The sequence below is a fragment of the Pseudoduganella sp. GW821-FHT11H04 genome (assembly GCF_058807935.1).
Genome location: NZ_JBXARE010000020.1, coordinates 1 through 16,441 on the forward strand (window position 1 = coordinate 1; position 16,441 = coordinate 16,441).

The 16,441-nt window shown below is 61.0% G+C and carries 15 protein-coding genes; 5 read left to right on the plus strand and 10 right to left on the minus strand.

All coding sequences use genetic code 11. The features are described 5' to 3' along the window. From AC1RTP_RS26315 to rpsL, 4 genes are all read right to left on the minus strand, one after another. Positions 1-167: GTP-binding protein (locus AC1RTP_RS26315; protein ID WP_498611659.1), on the minus strand; the 167-nt coding region annotated here is incomplete at its 3' end. 77 nt (positions 168-244) lie between these two features. Next, positions 245-2,350, minus strand: coding sequence for an elongation factor G (gene fusA, locus AC1RTP_RS26320; RefSeq protein WP_090436020.1), 2,106 nt, complete (start codon positions 2,348-2,350; stop codon positions 245-247). 102 nt (positions 2,351-2,452) lie between these two features. Beyond that, positions 2,453-2,923, minus strand: coding sequence for a 30S ribosomal protein S7 (rpsG, locus tag AC1RTP_RS26325; protein WP_028102973.1), 471 nt, complete (start codon positions 2,921-2,923; stop codon positions 2,453-2,455). Positions 2,924-3,032: 109 nt separating this feature from the next. Then, positions 3,033-3,416, minus strand: coding sequence for a 30S ribosomal protein S12 (gene rpsL, locus AC1RTP_RS26330; protein WP_028102972.1), 384 nt, complete (start codon positions 3,414-3,416; stop codon positions 3,033-3,035). Between the two features lie 375 nt (positions 3,417-3,791). Here rpsL and AC1RTP_RS26335 point away from each other — a divergent pair, with 375 nt between their 5' ends. Then, entirely contained in the window at positions 3,792-5,465 is a 1,674-nt protein-coding gene (locus tag AC1RTP_RS26335; RefSeq protein WP_498611600.1) for a phosphoethanolamine transferase, read from the plus strand. Positions 5,466-5,521: 56 nt separating this feature from the next. After that, positions 5,522-7,375 (plus strand): phosphoethanolamine transferase, encoded by a 1,854-nt coding sequence (locus tag AC1RTP_RS26340; protein ID WP_498611601.1) that lies wholly within the window; start codon positions 5,522-5,524, stop codon positions 7,373-7,375. A 3-nt stretch (positions 7,376-7,378) separates the two neighbouring features. Here AC1RTP_RS26340 and AC1RTP_RS26345 read toward each other — a convergent pair whose 3' ends face one another. From AC1RTP_RS26345 to AC1RTP_RS26360, 4 genes are all read right to left on the minus strand, one after another. Continuing rightward, positions 7,379-7,846 carry a DUF2269 family protein gene (locus AC1RTP_RS26345; RefSeq protein WP_498611660.1) on the minus strand — a complete coding sequence of 156 codons (468 nt, stop codon included), beginning with the start codon at positions 7,844-7,846 and terminating at the stop codon, positions 7,379-7,381. After that, positions 7,831-9,111: an SDR family oxidoreductase gene (locus AC1RTP_RS26350; RefSeq protein ID WP_498611602.1), complete on the minus strand. Its 1,281-nt coding sequence runs from the start codon at positions 9,109-9,111 to the stop codon at positions 7,831-7,833. Before AC1RTP_RS26350 ends, AC1RTP_RS26345 begins: the two co-directional genes overlap by 16 nt. Then, the gene (locus AC1RTP_RS26355) at positions 9,108-9,428 is read right to left on the minus strand and encodes a hypothetical protein (protein WP_498611603.1); all 321 of its coding nucleotides are present in this window, start codon (positions 9,426-9,428) and stop codon (positions 9,108-9,110) included. Before AC1RTP_RS26355 ends, AC1RTP_RS26350 begins: the two co-directional genes overlap by 4 nt. A gap of 94 nt (positions 9,429-9,522) precedes the next feature. Continuing rightward, the gene (locus AC1RTP_RS26360) at positions 9,523-10,047 is read right to left on the minus strand and encodes a GbsR/MarR family transcriptional regulator (protein WP_498611604.1); all 525 of its coding nucleotides are present in this window, start codon (positions 10,045-10,047) and stop codon (positions 9,523-9,525) included. A 107-nt stretch (positions 10,048-10,154) separates the two neighbouring features. Between AC1RTP_RS26360 and AC1RTP_RS26365 the strand changes: the two genes are divergently transcribed. Then, entirely contained in the window at positions 10,155-11,291 is a 1,137-nt protein-coding gene (locus AC1RTP_RS26365; protein WP_498611661.1) for an acetyltransferase domain-containing protein, read from the plus strand. Here AC1RTP_RS26365 and AC1RTP_RS26370 read toward each other — a convergent pair. Beyond that, positions 11,254-12,246 carry an alpha/beta fold hydrolase gene (locus AC1RTP_RS26370; protein ID WP_498611605.1) on the minus strand — a complete coding sequence of 331 codons (993 nt, stop codon included), beginning with the start codon at positions 12,244-12,246 and terminating at the stop codon, positions 11,254-11,256. The genes AC1RTP_RS26365 and AC1RTP_RS26370 overlap by 38 nt on opposite strands. A gap of 103 nt (positions 12,247-12,349) precedes the next feature. On the opposite strand from AC1RTP_RS26370, the gene AC1RTP_RS26375 reads away from it, so the two are divergent. Next, positions 12,350-13,453, plus strand: coding sequence for an acetyltransferase domain-containing protein (locus AC1RTP_RS26375; protein WP_498611606.1), 1,104 nt, complete (start codon positions 12,350-12,352; stop codon positions 13,451-13,453). On the opposite strand, the gene AC1RTP_RS26380 is transcribed toward AC1RTP_RS26375, so the two are convergent. After that, the gene (locus AC1RTP_RS26380; RefSeq protein WP_498611607.1) at positions 13,450-14,946 is read right to left on the minus strand and encodes a MutS-related protein; all 1,497 of its coding nucleotides are present in this window, start codon (positions 14,944-14,946) and stop codon (positions 13,450-13,452) included. The genes AC1RTP_RS26375 and AC1RTP_RS26380 overlap by 4 nt on opposite strands. A 217-nt stretch (positions 14,947-15,163) precedes the next feature. Between AC1RTP_RS26380 and AC1RTP_RS26385 the strand changes: the two genes are divergently transcribed. Beyond that, entirely contained in the window at positions 15,164-16,429 is a 1,266-nt protein-coding gene (locus AC1RTP_RS26385; protein ID WP_498611608.1) for an efflux RND transporter periplasmic adaptor subunit, read from the plus strand. Positions 16,430-16,441 lie beyond the last annotated feature (12 nt).

Genomic DNA, 16,441 nt, shown 5'->3' on the forward strand with positions numbered 1-16,441 from the left:
TCTTCTGGAGCAGCGTCGATCTGGTCGTAAGCTTTAGCTTCGCCGCCGAATTTCTTCGACAGGACGGTTGCGATAGCTGCGGTCAGGGTGGTTTTGCCGTGGTCAACGTGACCGATGGTGCCAACGTTCACGTGCGGTTTAGTCCGCTCGAACTTTTCTTTTGCCATTTTAATTCTTCCTCAGAACTTTAGATTTAAGGTCAAACCGGGCGGGAGGATCTCCCCCGCCCGGGTAATTATTTATTTTACTTCGCTTTAGCGGTGACGATCGCGTCGATCACGTGCTTAGGCGCCTCGGAGTAGTGCTTGAACTCCATGGTGTAGGTCGCGCGGCCTTGGGTCGCGGAACGCAGGATGGTCGAGTAGCCGAACATCTCGGACAGAGGAACCTCTGCCTTGATGATCTTGCCGCCGCCGCCTGGGATCTCGTCCATGCCCTGCACCATACCGCGGCGGGACGACAGGTCGCCCATCACAGTACCGGCGTAGTCTTCCGGAGTCTCGACTTCCACTGCCATCATTGGCTCCAGAATCACTGGGCTAGCGCGACGGCAAGCCTCTTTGAACGCCATCGAACCGGCCATGCGGAATGCATTTTCGTTCGAGTCAACGTCGTGGTAGGAACCGAAGGTCAGGGTGACTTTGACGTCGACCACTGGGTAGCCTGCCAGAACACCGTTGTTCAGGGTTTCGCGCACGCCTTTTTCCACCGCGGGGATGAATTCGCGAGGAATCACACCGCCCTTGATCGCGTCGACGAATTCGAAGCCCTTGCCTTGTTCCTGTGGTTCCAGGGTAACAACGGCGTGACCGTACTGACCACGGCCACCGGACTGCTTAACGAACTTGCCTTCAACGTCGGACACCGACTTACGCACGGTTTCGCGGTATGCAACCTGTGGCTTGCCAACGGTTGCTTCCACGCCGAATTCGCGCTTCATGCGGTCAACGATAATTTCCAGGTGCAGCTCGCCCATACCACCGATGATGGTCTGGCCGGATTCTTCGTCGGTTTTCACGCGGAACGAAGGATCTTCCTGTGCCAGGCGGTTCAGGGCCAGGCCCATCTTTTCCTGGTCAGCCTTGGTCTTAGGCTCAACTGCCTGCTGGATCACTGGCTCTGGGAACACCATCTTTTCCAGAGTGATGATCGAGGATGGATCGCACAGGGTTTCGCCGGTGGTCACGTCCTTCAGGCCCACTGCAGCGGCGATGTCGCCGGCGCGGACTTCTTTGATCTCTTCACGCTGGTTAGCGTGCATCTGCAGAATACGGCCCAGACGCTCTTTACGCTGCTTCACCGAGTTGTAAATGGTGTCGCCTGCGTTCACCACGCCGGAGTAGACGCGGAAGAAGGCCAGCTGGCCCACGAACGGGTCGGTCATGATCTTGAATGCCAGCGCAGCGAACTTTTCGTCGTCCGAAGCTTTACGGGTAGCTGGCTGTTCATCGTCGTCGGTACCGGCAACGTCGGCGATGTCGATCGGCGACGGCAGGTATTCGATTACGGCGTCCAGCATGGCTTGCACGCCCTTGTTCTTGAAGGCGGTGCCGCACATCATCGGAACGATTTCCGAAGCGATGGTACGCTGGCGCAGGGCGGTCTTGATCTCTTCTTCAGAGAGTTCGCCTTCTTCCAGGTACTTGTTCATCAGGTCTTCGTTCGCTTCAGCAGCGGCTTCAACCATCTTCTCGCGCCACTCTTGTGCGGAGTCAGCCAGTTCGGCCGGGATGTCCATGTAGTCGAACTTCATGCCCTGGGATGCGTCGTCCCAGATGATGGCCTTCATCTTGACCAGGTCAATCACGCCTTTGAAGTTGTCTTCGGCGCCGATCGGGATCTGGATCAGGACTGGGTTGGCCTTCAGGCGCGAACGCATCTGCTCGTAGACCTTGAAGAAGTTGGCGCCGGTACGGTCCATCTTGTTCACGAAGGCCAGACGTGGCACTTTGTACTTGTTAGCCTGGCGCCATACGGTTTCAGACTGTGGCTGCACGCCGCCCACTGCGCAGTAAACCATGCAAGCGCCATCCAGCACGCGCATGGAACGCTCAACTTCAATGGTGAAGTCAACGTGCCCTGGGGTGTCGATGATGTTGATGTGGTGTGGCTTGAAGTTGTTCGCCATACCATTCCAGAAGCAGGTAGTCGCTGCCGAGGTAATGGTAATGCCGCGCTCTTGTTCCTGCTCCATCCAGTCCATGGTGGCAGCGCCGTCGTGCACTTCACCAATCTTGTGGTTCACGCCGGTGTAGAACAGGACGCGTTCGGTCGTGGTGGTCTTACCGGCGTCGATGTGAGCGGAGATACCGATGTTACGGTAGCGCTCAATGGGGGTCTTGCGGGCCATAATTGATCCTAAATCTTTGAATGGACAAAACCGAGCAACATTTTTTCTAGAAAAATGCGCCCGGCTTGAACTAGGCCAGCCACGAGTGGCCGGCCAATCGTATTAGAAGCGGAAGTGCGAGAACGCTTTGTTCGCTTCAGCCATACGGTGGACTTCGTCACGGCGCTTCATTGCACCGCCACGGCCTTCCGCGGCTTCCAGCAGCTCGCCGCCCAGGCGCTGTGGCATGGACTTTTCGGAGCGCTTGTTAGCGGCTTCACGCAGCCAACGCATGGACAGGGCCAGGCGGCGCACTGGGCGCACTTCGACTGGAACCTGGTAGTTAGCACCGCCAACGCGGCGGGACTTAACTTCAACCATTGGCTTGGCGTTGTTGATCGCTGCGGTGAACACTTCCAGTGGATCCTTGCCGGACTTGGATTGGATGTGATCGAAGGCACCGTAGATGATGTTTTCTGCAACCGACTTTTTGCCGGACAGCATCAGAACGTTGACGAATTTAGCGACTTCGGTGCTACCGAATTTTGGATCCGGCAGAATTTCGCGCTTGGGTACTTCACGACGACGTGGCATGTCATTTCCTTTTCTTCAGTTGAGCGCCCCTGTTATGGCACTCGCGGCGGCCATCATAGCCATCCACTTACTCGGTCTCGCGACCGCCTCAACTCAGTTAAACTGCAAATTACTTCTTAGCGGCCTTAGCGCGCTTCGCACCGTACTTGGAACGAGCTTGCTTACGGTCTTTAACGCCCTGGGTATCCAGAGAGCCACGGACCATGTGGTAACGCACACCTGGCAAGTCTTTTACACGACCGCCGCGCAGCAGAACAACGCTGTGTTCCTGCAGGTTGTGGCCTTCACCGCCGATGTACGAAATCACTTCGAAACCGTTGGTCAGACGCACTTTTGCAACTTTACGCAGTGCCGAGTTAGGCTTCTTAGGAGTGGTGGTGTACACACGGGTGCACACGCCACGCTTTTGCGGGCAGTTTTCAAGTGCCGGCGATTTGCTCTTCACGACCAGCTTGGTACGTGGTTGGCGAATCAATTGGTTGATGGTTGGCATCGTTTTAAATCCAACAAAATTACAGCATTGACAACCCAGGCATCCCTGCCCGGGGACTAAAACGGTATCTCTTAGAGTGCGCTGTTCGTCGCTCAAACAAACGCGTATACGATGCGCAGACTAAATTGAGAACTCGCGAGTATATACCTGCTTCACCGCTCAGTCAACGGGATTGCGTGTTTTTTGGGCAGCATCCTGCTCAAGGTTTTGTAGCCAAAAAAGAAACGTTAATCATTACTTCAATAGTTGGCTTTTGGGCATAATGGATCTTTCGATTCTTTGCGCGAAAGATTAATGGGCTGCCCGCAACATTCTCGTACGTGGTTCCTGGCGGCCAGCTATCTTGCTCTGTCACTTGTGCCCCTGCTGCCGCTCTTGGCAGGGCATCCAGTACCGCATACCTGGACCATCCTCGGCTCGGAACTCTTCTTATGGGCCACCGTCTGGGCCCTGTTCGGGCGCCCGGCCTATTTCCACTGGATGCTGCTCCCCGCTTTCCTCGCCCTGCCGATGGAACTCTACCTGCTGCTGTTCTTTGGCCAGGGCCTGTCGCCGCATCACCTGGGCATCCTGGCTGAAACCACCTCGGCTGAAGCACTGGAATTCATGGGCAGCCGGGTGTGGGCGGCCTTAGGCTTCCTGCTGGCATCGGCGGCCTGGTGGGTGCTGTCCTTTGTGGCGGCGCGCAGTGTGCGCCTGCGCTGGCGCGGGCGCTCGCGCTGGGTCTTCCTGGCGCTATCGGGATCGCTGGCGGCCGTCAGCGCCTACGGCTACGAATTCGGCTTTGCCGGGCGCGAACTCACTCCGGCCCGCGCGCTGGGGCTTGCGGACATGCCATCGTTGCCGCCCTCGATGGACCTGGGCCGCGAAGTCGACGTCGCCGGCACCTGGCCCTTTGGCCTCGCCGCCACCTTCGTCGAGTATTACAAGGAGCGCAGCGAAGAGGCCAGGCTGGCCGCCCAAGCCCGGGACTTCATCTTCCAGGCCCGCCAGCGGCTGCCTGACGGGGCGCCGGAAACCGTGGTGGTGGTGTTGGGCGAATCGTCGCGTTTCGACCGCTGGAGCCTTAACGGATACGAGCGCGACACCAATCCCCTGCTCTCGAAGGAAAGCAATTTAATACCGCTGGCGGACGTGGTGTCGCCTGTATCGAGCACTCGCCTGTCGGTGCCACAGATCGTCACGCGCAAGCCGCCCAGCATGGCGGCAATTCCCGAGTTCCACGAAAAATCCTTCGTCAGCGCTTTCAGGGAAGCAGGCTTTCGCACCTGGTGGCTGTCCAACCAGCTCACCTACGGTCCGCACGACACGCCATTCGCCGCCTATTCGGCCGAGGCGGACGAGGTAAAGCACGTCAATCCTGGCGGCTACTCCGAACTTTCAAGCTTTGACCAAGCTTTGCTGGCGCCCTTGCAGCGCGCACTGGCCGCGCCGGCGCCGCGCAAGCTGGTGCTGCTGCATACCCTGGGCAGCCATTGGAATTACGGGCGCCGCTACCCTAAAGAGTTCGACCATTGGCAGCCTTCACTGAGCGGGCTGGCTGCGCCCGGACTGGGCGATCCCGCACTGCAGCGCGAGGCGGGGAATAGTTATGACAACAGCATCCGCTACACCGACTGGTTCTTGGCCCAAGTGATCGGCATGCTGAAACAGGGCGGGCAACGCGCGGTGCTGGTCTATGTATCCGACCATGGCGAAGTGCTGGGCGAAGGTACCTGCCCCCTGTTCCTGCACGACCACCACACCCAGCACGAATACCATGTGCCGGCCCTGGTCTGGTACACCGACCGCTATCGCGACCGCTATCCGGAGAAGGTGGCGGCGCTGCAAAGCCACCGCGCCGCGCGCCTCGGCACGCCCGATATCTTCCACACGGTGCTGGACCTGGCCGATATCCGCTACCCCGGCGAGCGGCTGCAATGGAGTTTCGCGCAGCCTGGCTATATTGCCCGCCCGCGCCTGGTGGCCAGCGACAATTGGACCGACTATGACACGGCCGAACGGAAAGGGCCGTGTAGCGTACTGGCACACGCGAACACGGCAAAATAGCTTTCGAAAGGCAAAAGGCGGGATAATATTGCCTCAACCAAACATTCCTGCTCCTGATGCGACTGCTGCTGCGCCCCGCCCACCTGTTTATCATATTGAGCTACCTGGCCTTGTCGGCGGTGCCGTTTGTGCCGCTGTTGCTGGGCAAGCCGATGGAGCAGCCCTGGCAGTTGCTGGGGATGGAGATCGTGGCCTGGGTCGCGGTATGGGCGCTGTTCAAGCGGCCTGCCTATTTCCACTGGCTGCTGATCCCTGCCTTCCTGGCGCTGCCGACCGAGATTTACCTGTTCGTGTTCTACGGCCAGGGCATCTCCACCCACCACCTTGGCATCCTGGCCGAGACCAGCCCGCGCGAGGCACTGGAATTCCTAGGGCAGAAAGTCTGGAGCATGGTGGCGGTGATGATCGCCGTTGCCGTGTGGTGGGTGCTGAGCTTCCGCGCCGCGCGCCAGACGCGCGAGCTGGATTGGCATGATGGTTCGCGCTGGACGACGCTGGCGATCCTGGTGATCCTGGGAACAGTGGCAGCCTGGGGTTATGAATTTGGTGTCGATGCGGCGCCGCCATCGGGTCCATACGCCCACAGCGGCAAGGCCAGCGCCAGGGCCTCGGAAGACGAGGAAGAAAGCGCTTCGGCCACCGCAGCGCAAAACGGCGCCCACACGCTGAAGCTGCCCGGCCCTCCCCTGCCGCACTGGGCGCGCGTGCCGCTCGAGCCGAAAGCCTTCATCGAATCCTGGCCATTCGGCCTGGCTGCGCGCGGCTACGACTTTTACAAAGAGCGCCGCTACCTGTCCGAACTTAATGAGCGCAGCGCCAGCTTTGCTTTCGGCGCACGCCAGCTCGATGGCAATCACCAGCCGGAAATCGTGGTGATGGTGCTGGGCGAATCGTCGCGCTTCGACCGCTGGAGCCTGAACGGGTATAACCGCGAGACCAATCCCCTGCTGGGCAAGGAAGGCAACCTGGTGCCGCTGTCCGACTTGATTACCTCGGTCTCGGCCACGCGCCTGTCGGTGCCGGTGATCATTTCGCGCAAGCCCGCCATGCAAAGCCTGAAGGATGGCTTCAGCGAGAAATCCTTCCTCACCGCTTATAAAGAGGCGGGCTTCAAGACCTGGTGGCTGTCGAACCAGATCTCCTTCGGCCAATATGACACGCCGGTCTCGGTATTCGCCAAGGAAGCAGACGTGATCCAGTTCCTCAACCTGGGCGGCTTCACTAACAACTCCAATTACGATGAAGTGTTGTTCGAACCGCTCAAGCGCGCGCTGGCCGACCCGGCGCCGAAAAAACTGATCGTGCTGCATTCGCTGGGCAGCCACTGGAACTACAGCCAGCGCCATCCGAAACAGTTCGACAAATGGCAGCCGTCGCTGTTCGGCATCGACAAGCCGGTCTACACCGACCTGAAAATCAAGCCGCAGCTGAATAACAGCTACGACAACTCAATCCTGTACACCGACTGGTTCCTGGAGCAGGTGATCGGCGACCTGAAGGCCACCGGCCAGTTGTCATCGATGCTCTATGTGGCCGACCATGGACAGACTCTATACGACGGCTCCTGCCGCCTGGCCTTCCACGGACACAACACGCAGTATGAATTCCATGTGCCGGCCTTCATGTGGTACTCGGAGCAGTACCGCGAACGCTACCCGGACAAGGTGGAAGCGCTGATCCGCAACCGCAAAGCCAAGCTGGCGACGGAGAACATCTTCCACACCATGCTGGACGTGGCCAATATCCGCTATCCGGACGACAAGCCAGGCTGGAGCTTCCTCAACAAGGACTTCAAGGTGCACAAGCGCGTTGTGGACAGCTACGGCTGGACCAATTACGACAACGCCACCTTCAAGGGCGATTGCCGCGAGGTGATGGACAAGGGCAAGCCGCAGGAGCAGGACAAGTAATCTTCACACCGGCTTGTGCACCATCAGCCAGTACACCGCCAGCATGGCAATGAAGGCGGGATAGCCAAGCAGCTCCCAACGCCGCGCGTAACGCCAGTATTGCGCCGGCAGCGGCTTGTTGTCGGCATGGGCGGCCAGCGCCAGTTTGCCCATGCGGATCTGGTACCACACCACGGGTAGCCAGCATGCTCCTGCAAGCGCGTACAGCGCCATCGAAGCCTTGATCCATAAGGCGTCCAGCGGATAGCCGGCGAGATGGATCATCCAGGCGCCCGACAATGGCTGCACAATCACGGCCGGCGTGGTGAACCACCAGTCGGCGCGCACCACCAGCCGCGAAACGACGGCAATGGTTTCCACCGAGCCGGAGCGGTTGGCGAAGAACAAATAGAAGGCCGTGCCAAAGCCGGTGCCGACCATCAGCACCGACGACAGGATGTGGATGGTCTTGATGGTCAGGTAGTCCACGATTTTTCCTCCGCAAACAATATCAACAGGATCGCCAGGATCGGCACGTTCTTCAGCAAGGGGCCAAAGGGATGCCAGAGGTATTCCGGCAGGCAGGCGGCGATCACGAAGCTGTAGCCGAGTATCAGCGCGCCCTGCGCCAGCCAAAGCGCTCGGCTCGGGCGGGCCAGGCACGCAATGCCGAAAGCCGCATCCAGCGCAGCGGCGCCGTACAGCGCCGCTGTCGCAATCCAGCCTTCGAGGCCGACGCGGTCCAGCATGGCAAGGCTGTCAGCTGGCGGGTACATGAAGGCGCTCACCACGGCGGTCGCCAGCCAGACGATGGCGAGAGTCCAGCGCAGCAAGGTACTGCGCCAACGCGCCAGCGCGCGCAGGCGGAACAGCTCCGCCTCGGCTGGTACGATGAAGTCGCACAGCGCGCGCGGCGTGCGGCCGAGCAGTTCGCGCGTGGCGGCGGCGCTGCCTTCGTCGTCGGCGTGCAGTGCGCTGCCGGCGCGCAGCATGTGCCAGTTGTCCGGCGTCAGCAGCATGCCGGGCAGTTTGCCGCCGAGCCAGGCTGCGCCGGCCATGAGCGGCGCCGGAACATGCAGCAGCGGCGCCTGCGGCAGGCCCATTGCGCTGCGATACGCCGCCAGCATGGCGTCGTAGCTGACCGCATCGCGCCCCGCCAGATCCAACACGCGCCGCGCTGGCTTGGCGGGATCGAGCGCCGCGACCACGGACTGCGCCACGTCGTCGATATGGACCGGCTGGAAGCGCGCCGCGCCCAGCGCCGGCGCTACCATCACGGGCAAGCTGGCGGCCTGGCAGAACATCGCAGCCGAATCGCCGTCGCGGCCGAACACCAGGGATGGCCGCAGCACGGTCCATTCCAGCGGCAAGGCCATCAGCGCCGCATCGGCCGCGCGCTTGCTGCTGAAATAGGCGCTGTCGCCATCGGCTGCGCCCAGTGCGGAGACCTGCACCACGCGGCGAACGCCGGCTTCCGCGCAGGCGGAAAACAAGGCGGCCGGGGCGCGCGCATGCAGCGCATCAAACGTAGCAGCGCCCTGCTCGCGGATGACGCCGACCGCGTTGACCACCGCGTCCACGCCGCGCAGGCGTTCGCGCCATACGGCAGGCCGCGTGTCAGCGGCGTAGTCGATTGCCAGTTCGCCGGCGTGCGCCACGCGCCGCACGCCGCACAGCACTTCATGTCCGTCGGCTCTCAGCCGCGCGCAGACGGCGCTGCCGATAAAACCGCTGGCGCCGCACACCAGGATCTTCATTTCACCACGCGCGGAATCGACTTCGAAATATTCCAGCCCATCACGGCCACGCCAATCACAATGCCGCTGGTGGTGGCAATCAGGGTGGCGCGCAGCACCTCCGCCAGGCTGACCGCGGGCATGCTGCTATGGCCGAACCAAAGCGAGAGCAAGACCGGGAAGGCGGTGATAAGGATGGTGCTTAAGCGCACCCAAAAGTCGGACCGTTCCGCCGTGCTGCACAAGTCGATTAACAACTTGCGCAACACGCTGTGCAGGTAAAGGCTGATGGCCAGGCCCGCCAGCAGGGGGATCATGATTTCCACGAAGATCAGCATGTCATTCTCCTTTGCGACTGTAATTTCTGTAAAAACAGAAATAGACACTTCAAAAAAACGGGCATTACTGCCCGCTCGCTTTACGACAACTTCCCTATTTGCCGCGCATGACCCGGCTGATCTTGGCGCTGACGCCCAGTGTCTTCATCAGCGTTTCCGGCTTGTAGCGCAGGAGTTCATCGGACAGCGTCGCCATGATTTCGATGAACTTCAGCGTTTCCTCGATGCGCTCGCGCGTGCCTTCATCTTCGTCAACCAGCGCAGGATTGGCCAGGCATTCAGTCAGGGCGGCGGCGGTGGGATCGATCTCGCGCTGGCGGCGGCCGGCGACGATTAGCTTGAACAGTTCCCACACATCGGTGGACGTTTCAAAGTGATCGCGACGGTCGCCCCTCAAATGGACCACCTTCACCAGGTTCCAGGACTGCAGCTCTTTCAGGCTGTTGCTGACGTTGGAGCGTGCCACACCCAGCGTTTGCTGGATTTCTTCAGCATCCATCGGGCGCGCCACCAGGTAGAGCAGCGCGTGGATTTGCGCCACGGTGCGGTTGACCCCCCAGCGCGAGCCCATCTCGCCCCAGTGCAATACGAATCGTTCGGCTATCGGTTTAAGTTCCATGCCGTCCATTCTTCGCCCTTCTCTCATTTCTGTCAACACAGAAATTGAATATTTGCCTTGAAAACCTTCCTCTTGGACAATAGAGGGCAAAGATAAGGGGAGTGGCAATGATCAAGGCGGCGCGCCTGAGCAGCATCGACATGCTGCGCGGCTTGGTGGTAATCCTGATGACGCTGGACCACACGCGCGATTATTTCGGCGTGGCGGCCTTCGACCCGGAAGACCTGGCCAAGACCACGCCGCTGTGGTTCGCCACGCGCTGGGTCACACATTTATGCGCTTCCACCTTCGTTCTACTGGCGGGCACCTCGGCCTACCTGCGCGGCACAAAGAGCGGCATCCCTGCCCTTTCCCGCTACCTGTTCACGCGCGGCTTGCTGTTGGTGCTGCTGGAGGCGACCTGGATCAGTTTCAGCTGGCGCTTCGATTTCAATGTGACCGTATTGGGCGTGCTGTGGGTGTTGGGCGTGGGCATGATCACGCTGGCCGGCCTGGTCTGGCTGCCGCTGCCCTTGATCGCCGTGGGGGCGCAGCTGCTGATCATGGGGCATAACCTGCTCGACTCGACCCAGTCGAACAATCCCTTGTGGCTGGCCTGGCACCAGCGCGGCTTCTGGACCATCACGGAACATTACGGCGTGTGGTTCAACTTCCCGCTGATGCCCTGGCTTGGCCTGATCGCTGCCGGTTATGCGCTTGGCCCGATATTCAAGTGGGAAGCGGCGCGCCGGCAGCGTTTCCTGCTTATCGCCGGCGGCGCGCTGATGCTGCTGTTTGTGGTGCTGCGCAGCGCTAATTTCTACGGTGATCCCGAACCTTGGTCGCCGCAAGGGCGCGGGTTGGTGTGGGACCTAATTTCCTTCCTGCGCGTGCATAAGCATCCGCCATCGCTGCAATACCTGTGCGTGACGCTTGGCATTGTGCTGCCGCTGCTGGCATGGTTCGAACTCCTGCCTCGTCCGATACCGCTGCTGATGCTGTTTGGCGGCGCGCCGATGTTCTACTACCTGGTGCACATTTTCCTGATCCACCTCCTGTCGCGGCCCTATTTCATCGGGTTTTATGGCGCCCTGCCAAAAGAAGGTCCGCTGGGATGGTGGCTGCCGTCGGGCTATCAGCCTTCGCTGGCGGTGCTATACAGCGCCTGGGCGCTGGTCGTCGCCATCATGTATGGCTTGACCAGGCTTTGGGTGCAGCGACGGGAGCTTAAATCGTCGGCCGTACGCGCTGTTCCAGCACCTTGAATTGAGCGTCCATCAACGGCGCATTCGGGTCGTGGCCTGCGCGCGGCACCAAAACCATTTCCTTGCGCGGCGCCTTCAGCTGTTCGAAGTAACGCCGCGTTACAGTCACCGATGTCAGCAAGTCCTGCTCGCCCTGGACCAGGTAAACCGGCAGCTTGAAGCTGGTGCCAAGCGCATACAGGTCCAGCTTGGACTGCATGCCGTCGCCGTGCATGCCGACGAACTGCAGGAAGGAATAGTCTTCACCCGCATCGTAGTCGGCCATCGCCTTTGGCGTGGTGTAGATAGCTGCCGGTTGCCACCACTGGCGCGGCGGGGCATCGGTCGCCAAGCCCTCATATTTGCGGATGGCGCGGCGCATCACGCCGAAGTTGCGCGGGTTGGTCCATGGCGGAGTGCCCAGCGCTTCAAGCTTTGGCTGGTGCTCCGGGTCCGCGGCTTTTTGGGCCAGGGCGAGGACCTTCTGGTACGCGTCGGTCATGTTTTCCCGTTCGCTGACAATCTGGGCGACGCCGACATAGGCATGGAACAGGTCCGGCCGTGCTTGCGCCATATGCACCGCCAGCGCGGAACCCCAGGAGCTGCCCATCAGGATCAGTTTGCGCTGTCCCAGCTGCGCCGCCACTTTTTCCGCCACGGCGATGCCGTCATCGCGCAATTGCTCGATGGTCAAAAGCGAGTCTTCCGGCGACGGATTGGCGCCGTAGGTCATGCCGGAGCCGCGCTGGTCCCACAGCACCACGGTATAACGCTCGCGCCATGCGGCGAACAAGGCGCTGCCGTAAGGAGTAAGCGGATTGCCCGGGCCGCCGTGCACGTATAGCACGACAGGGGTGGAGCAATTGCTGCCTTCCATGGTCACCCAGTGCTTGATGCCGCCCGCTTCAATAAAGCGCTGCTCGTTGATCGGGCCGCCCTCGCATTTGGCAAAGGAAGGCGATAAATTGAACGTCAATAACAACAGCAAGAGCAGGCGCATAGGTTGACAAGTTAGTTAATTGATAACCAGGCTAGTATATCTTGCTAGAATGACCAAAGGTCAAGTATTTGGGGGAGACATGGATAATAAAGGACGGCTGGCCAGCATCGATATGCTGCGCGGTTTTGTGATCGTGCTGATGGCCTTGGACCACACGCGCGACTTTTTCGGGCCTGCCCTGTTCCAGCCGGAAGACCTGGCGCAGACGACGCCATGGTGGTTTGCCACGCGCTGGATCACGCATTTGTGCGCCTCCACCTTTGTGCTGTTGGCGGGGAGTTCGGCCTTCCTGCGCGGTACCAAGAGCGGGATTCCGGCGCTGTCACGCTACCTGTTTACGCGCGGCTTGCTATTGCTGCTACTGGAGGTAACCTGGATCTCATTCAGCTGGCAATTTGGCTACAACGTCACCGTGCTGCAAGTGATCTGGGCGCTGGGGATGGGCATGATCACGCTGGCGGGGCTGGTGTGGCTGCCACGGCCGGCCATTGCGGTCATCGCCGCTTTGCTGATCCTGCCGCATAACCTGCTTGACGGGATCCAGTCCAACAATCCCTTGTGGATGATGTGGCACCAGAGCGGCTTCTGGCCTGTGGCCGGTAATTACGGCGTGTTCATCGCTTATCCGCTGATGCCCTGGCTTGGATTGATCGCGGCTGGCTACGCGATGGGTCCAGTGTTCAAGTGGGAGGCGGCGCGGAGGCAGCGCTTCCTGCTGCTTGCGGGAGTCGCGCTGCTGATGCTGTTCGTCGTGCTCCGCGCTGGAAACTTCTACGGCGATCCCGATCCCTGGTCACCGCAGGGACGCGGTTTCGTGTGGGACTTCATCTCTTTCATGCGCGTGCATAAGTATCCGCCTTCGCTGCTTTACCTTTGCGTGACGATCGGCATCGCGCTGCCTGCCCTGGCGTGGCTGGAACGCGTGCGGCCGATTTCTTTGCTGCTGCTGTTTGGCGCGACGCCGATGTTCTTTTACGTGGTCCACATCGCCTTAATCCACTTCCTGTCCGGCGTGTACTTCCTGCTGCGCTTTGGTTCGATTCCGGAAGGCGGCCCGGGCGGCCTCACGCTGCCCAAGGGCTATGAGCCCTCGCTGGCCGTGGTCTATATCGCTTGGCTTGCGATGATTGCGATCATGTATGGCCTGACCAAGCTATGGCTGCGCCGACGCAAAGCCACTTAAGCAGAAACCAGCCGGCCGGAGAGGCGCTTGTAGACGTCGCGGGCCCGTTGCTCGATCGAGGCGTCAAAGCCTGATTGGGCCAGCAGGGTGAGGCCGTTGGTGTCGGCGAGAACTCCAGGCGTCAGCGACAGGCGGCCGGCGCGCCTTTGCACCAGCAGGGGAACGCAGCACGGCTCAAGCAACTGGGCCAGCACAACGTTGTGCGAGGACACCAGAACGGTGCCGCGTCCGCACAATTGCTCCAAGACCGCAGCGGCGGCGGACACTGATTCCAGGTGGTTCGTGCCGCGGAAGATTTCGTCGATGATAAACACGGCGCGCTGCGGTTCCTTGGCCAGCGCCAGCAATTCCTGCGCGCGCCGCAGCTCCGATTGATACAGGCTCTCGCCGCCTTCCAGCGCATCTTCGTTCTGCATGCTGGCGTAGACGGGCAGGTTTGGCACGCGCGCGGATTCGGCATAGCAGAAACCGAACGCACGCGCGGCCAGCAGGTTCAGGCCGACCATGCGCAGCAAGGTGCTTTTGCCGATGCCATTCTGACCGCTGATGAAGGCGCTCTTGCCTTCCAGTGAGAGGTCCAGCGTTTCGGTGTCAGCCAGCAGTGGGTGGCGCACGGCTTGCAGCTGGATCTCGCGCTCCCATCCTTCCTCCGCCCAGCACCACTGCTCTTGCTCCGACAAATGGCGGGCCAGGGCAAGGTCGGCTTCCAATGCGGCCACCAGCTCGTAGCTCTCGCGCAGGAAGGCGGCTTGTTCGCGCACCAGGCGGCGCGTGGCGAAGTAGTGCTTGAGGTTGGCCAGCATGAGCCAGTCGGCGTATTCAGTGACGCCGGGCGCGGTGGAGATCGCATTGCGCGCAAGCTTGCCTCGCAGGTGGGCGGCATGTTCAGCGCCCGGAGCATCCACCTGCTGGCTGTGGGCATAAAGCTGCAGCTGAAGGGCTTCTGCGACGGGCTGCCATTGCTGCATGCGGGAGTTGAAGGCGACCTGGATGGCGGCCAGCACAAGCGACAGCACGACGGTCGGCGCCAAGGCGGGCAGCCAGAAGAAACTTGCGGCAGCGCTGGCGAGGAAGGCGAACGGCAGCAGCCAAAGCCAGAACGACCAGTGCGGCGCGGGCGGCAACGGCGAGGCTTCCGCCGCATTGGCGGCGCTGTCCGCCTGGCGGACGATGAGCGCTTCACTGACTTCGGCACTGGCTTGGCGCAGAGGCGTGAGTCGGGTAGCAAGGCGCTCGCGTGCGGCACTGTCGGCCAGCAGCGCGCGGACTCGCGCGGACGAGGCGGACGCAGACGCCGCAGCGTGAGCCTGCCCGCGCCGCAGGCGGCGATACAGCATCTGGCGGCCGAAAACGCTGGCGCCGGCGCCAACTTGCGCCAGATATGCCGTCAGCAGCAGGTCCTGCCAGGTCTGTCCATCTACCGCGCCATTGCCGTCGGTGCCGGCCAGCTCGTCGTATCGCGCCAGCATGCTTTCCGGGAACGGATACTCCACAGAACGACTCCTTGCCACAAAGATAAGTCAGCAAGTATAGCCGCTTACTAAAAAATCAAGTAGCCCGATTGGCGGACGAGCGGACAGCGTGGACAGGGTGGACGCTCGCGGACAGCCCGTACAGCTCAACCATCCTCATATAAATCAATTACTTAGCAGCTGGCACATTTTGTGCAATAGCAAGATTAACGAAATCATCAACACCAGGAATAAGAACATGATCCGCGACACCTCACACCAGGACCAAGTGATCGCCGTCCCCTCCAGCCGCTTTTCGCGCCGCAAATTGCTGCTGCTGGCAGGCGGCGTGGCAATTGCCGCGGCCGGATACTTGCTGCTGAAAGGCTGGAGCAGCAGCGAGCATTCGATCAGCGCCGCCCGCTTGCGCATCGGCGAAGTCACGCGCGGTACCCTGATCCGCGACGCCGCCGTCAACGGCCGCATCGTGGCCGCCGTCAGCCCGACGCTGTATTCCACCTCCACTTCCACAGTCGAACTGAAAGTACACGCCGGCGACACGGTCAAGAAAGGCCAGGTGCTGGCCGTGCTGGAATCGCCCGACCTGACCGACGAACTGAAAAAAGAACAGACCCTGTTCAACGAGCTGCAAGCGGAAGTCGCACGCCAGCAGATCCTGGCGCGCAAGCAGAAACTGGCCGCCCAGCGCGAGGCCGACACCGCAGAAATCGACCGTGTGTCTGCCCAACGCACCTTGCAGCGCTACGAAAGCGTGTCGACCGAAGGCATCATCGCCAAGATCGACCTGCAGAAAGCCAAGGACGCCGTGGCCGCCGCCGACATCCGCGCCAAGCACACCAAGCAAGCCGCAGAACTGGAAGGCGACAACGTGGCGCTGGAACTGAAAACCAAGACCGCGCAAATGGAACGCCAGAAGCTGTCGCTGGCCAACGCCCAGCGCCGCGTCGACGAGCTGACCGTGCGCGCGCCGGTTGATGGCTTCATCGGTACGCTGTCGGTGGCCAACCGCAGCGTGGTGCAGGCTAATACGCCGCTCATGACACTGGTTGACCTGTCGCAGCTGGAAGTCGAACTGGAAGTGCCTGAAACCTATGTCAACGACCTGGGCCTGGGCATGACCGCCGAAATCGAGGTGGCCGGCGTGAAGGCCAAAGGCAAGCTGTCCGCCCTGTCGCCGGAAGTGGTGAAGAACCAGGTGCTGGCGCGCGTACGCTTCGACCAGCAACCGGAAGGCCTGCGCCAGAACCAACGCCTCTCCGCCCGCCTCTTGATCGACGAAAAGCACAATGTGCTGATGGTGCCGCGCGGCCCGTTCGTGGAATCGGAAGGCGGCCGCTATGTCTACCTGGTGCAGGACGGCGTCGCCGTGCGCAGCCCTGTACAACTGGGCGCGACCAGCGTGGCGGCAGTGGAAATCGTCAATGGATTGAAACAAGGCGACAAGATCGTGATCGCCGGTACTGAAAACTTCGAGAACGCCAAGCGCGTTTCGATCAACAAATAACCCCTACGGAGA

Bases quoted from the DNA above. Each gene is read 5' to 3' on its own strand.
- fusA (WP_090436020.1), bottom strand. From the start codon at position 2,350: ATGGCCCGCAAGACCCCCATTGAGCGCTACCGTAACATCGGTATCTCC.
- rpsG (WP_028102973.1), bottom strand. From the start codon at position 2,923: ATGCCACGTCGTCGTGAAGTACCCAAGCGCGAAATTCTGCCGGATCCA.
- rpsL (WP_028102972.1), bottom strand. From the start codon at position 3,416: ATGCCAACCATCAACCAATTGATTCGCCAACCACGTACCAAGCTGGTC.
- AC1RTP_RS26340 (WP_498611601.1), top strand. From the start codon at position 5,522: ATGCGACTGCTGCTGCGCCCCGCCCACCTGTTTATCATATTGAGCTAC.
- AC1RTP_RS26350 (WP_498611602.1), bottom strand. From the start codon at position 9,111: ATGAAGATCCTGGTGTGCGGCGCCAGCGGTTTTATCGGCAGCGCCGTC.
- AC1RTP_RS26355 (WP_498611603.1), bottom strand. From the start codon at position 9,428: ATGCTGATCTTCGTGGAAATCATGATCCCCCTGCTGGCGGGCCTGGCC.
- AC1RTP_RS26360 (WP_498611604.1), bottom strand. From the start codon at position 10,047: ATGGAACTTAAACCGATAGCCGAACGATTCGTATTGCACTGGGGCGAG.
- AC1RTP_RS26365 (WP_498611661.1), top strand. From the start codon at position 10,155: ATGATCAAGGCGGCGCGCCTGAGCAGCATCGACATGCTGCGCGGCTTG.
- AC1RTP_RS26375 (WP_498611606.1), top strand. From the start codon at position 12,350: ATGGATAATAAAGGACGGCTGGCCAGCATCGATATGCTGCGCGGTTTT.
- AC1RTP_RS26385 (WP_498611608.1), top strand. From the start codon at position 15,164: ATGATCCGCGACACCTCACACCAGGACCAAGTGATCGCCGTCCCCTCC.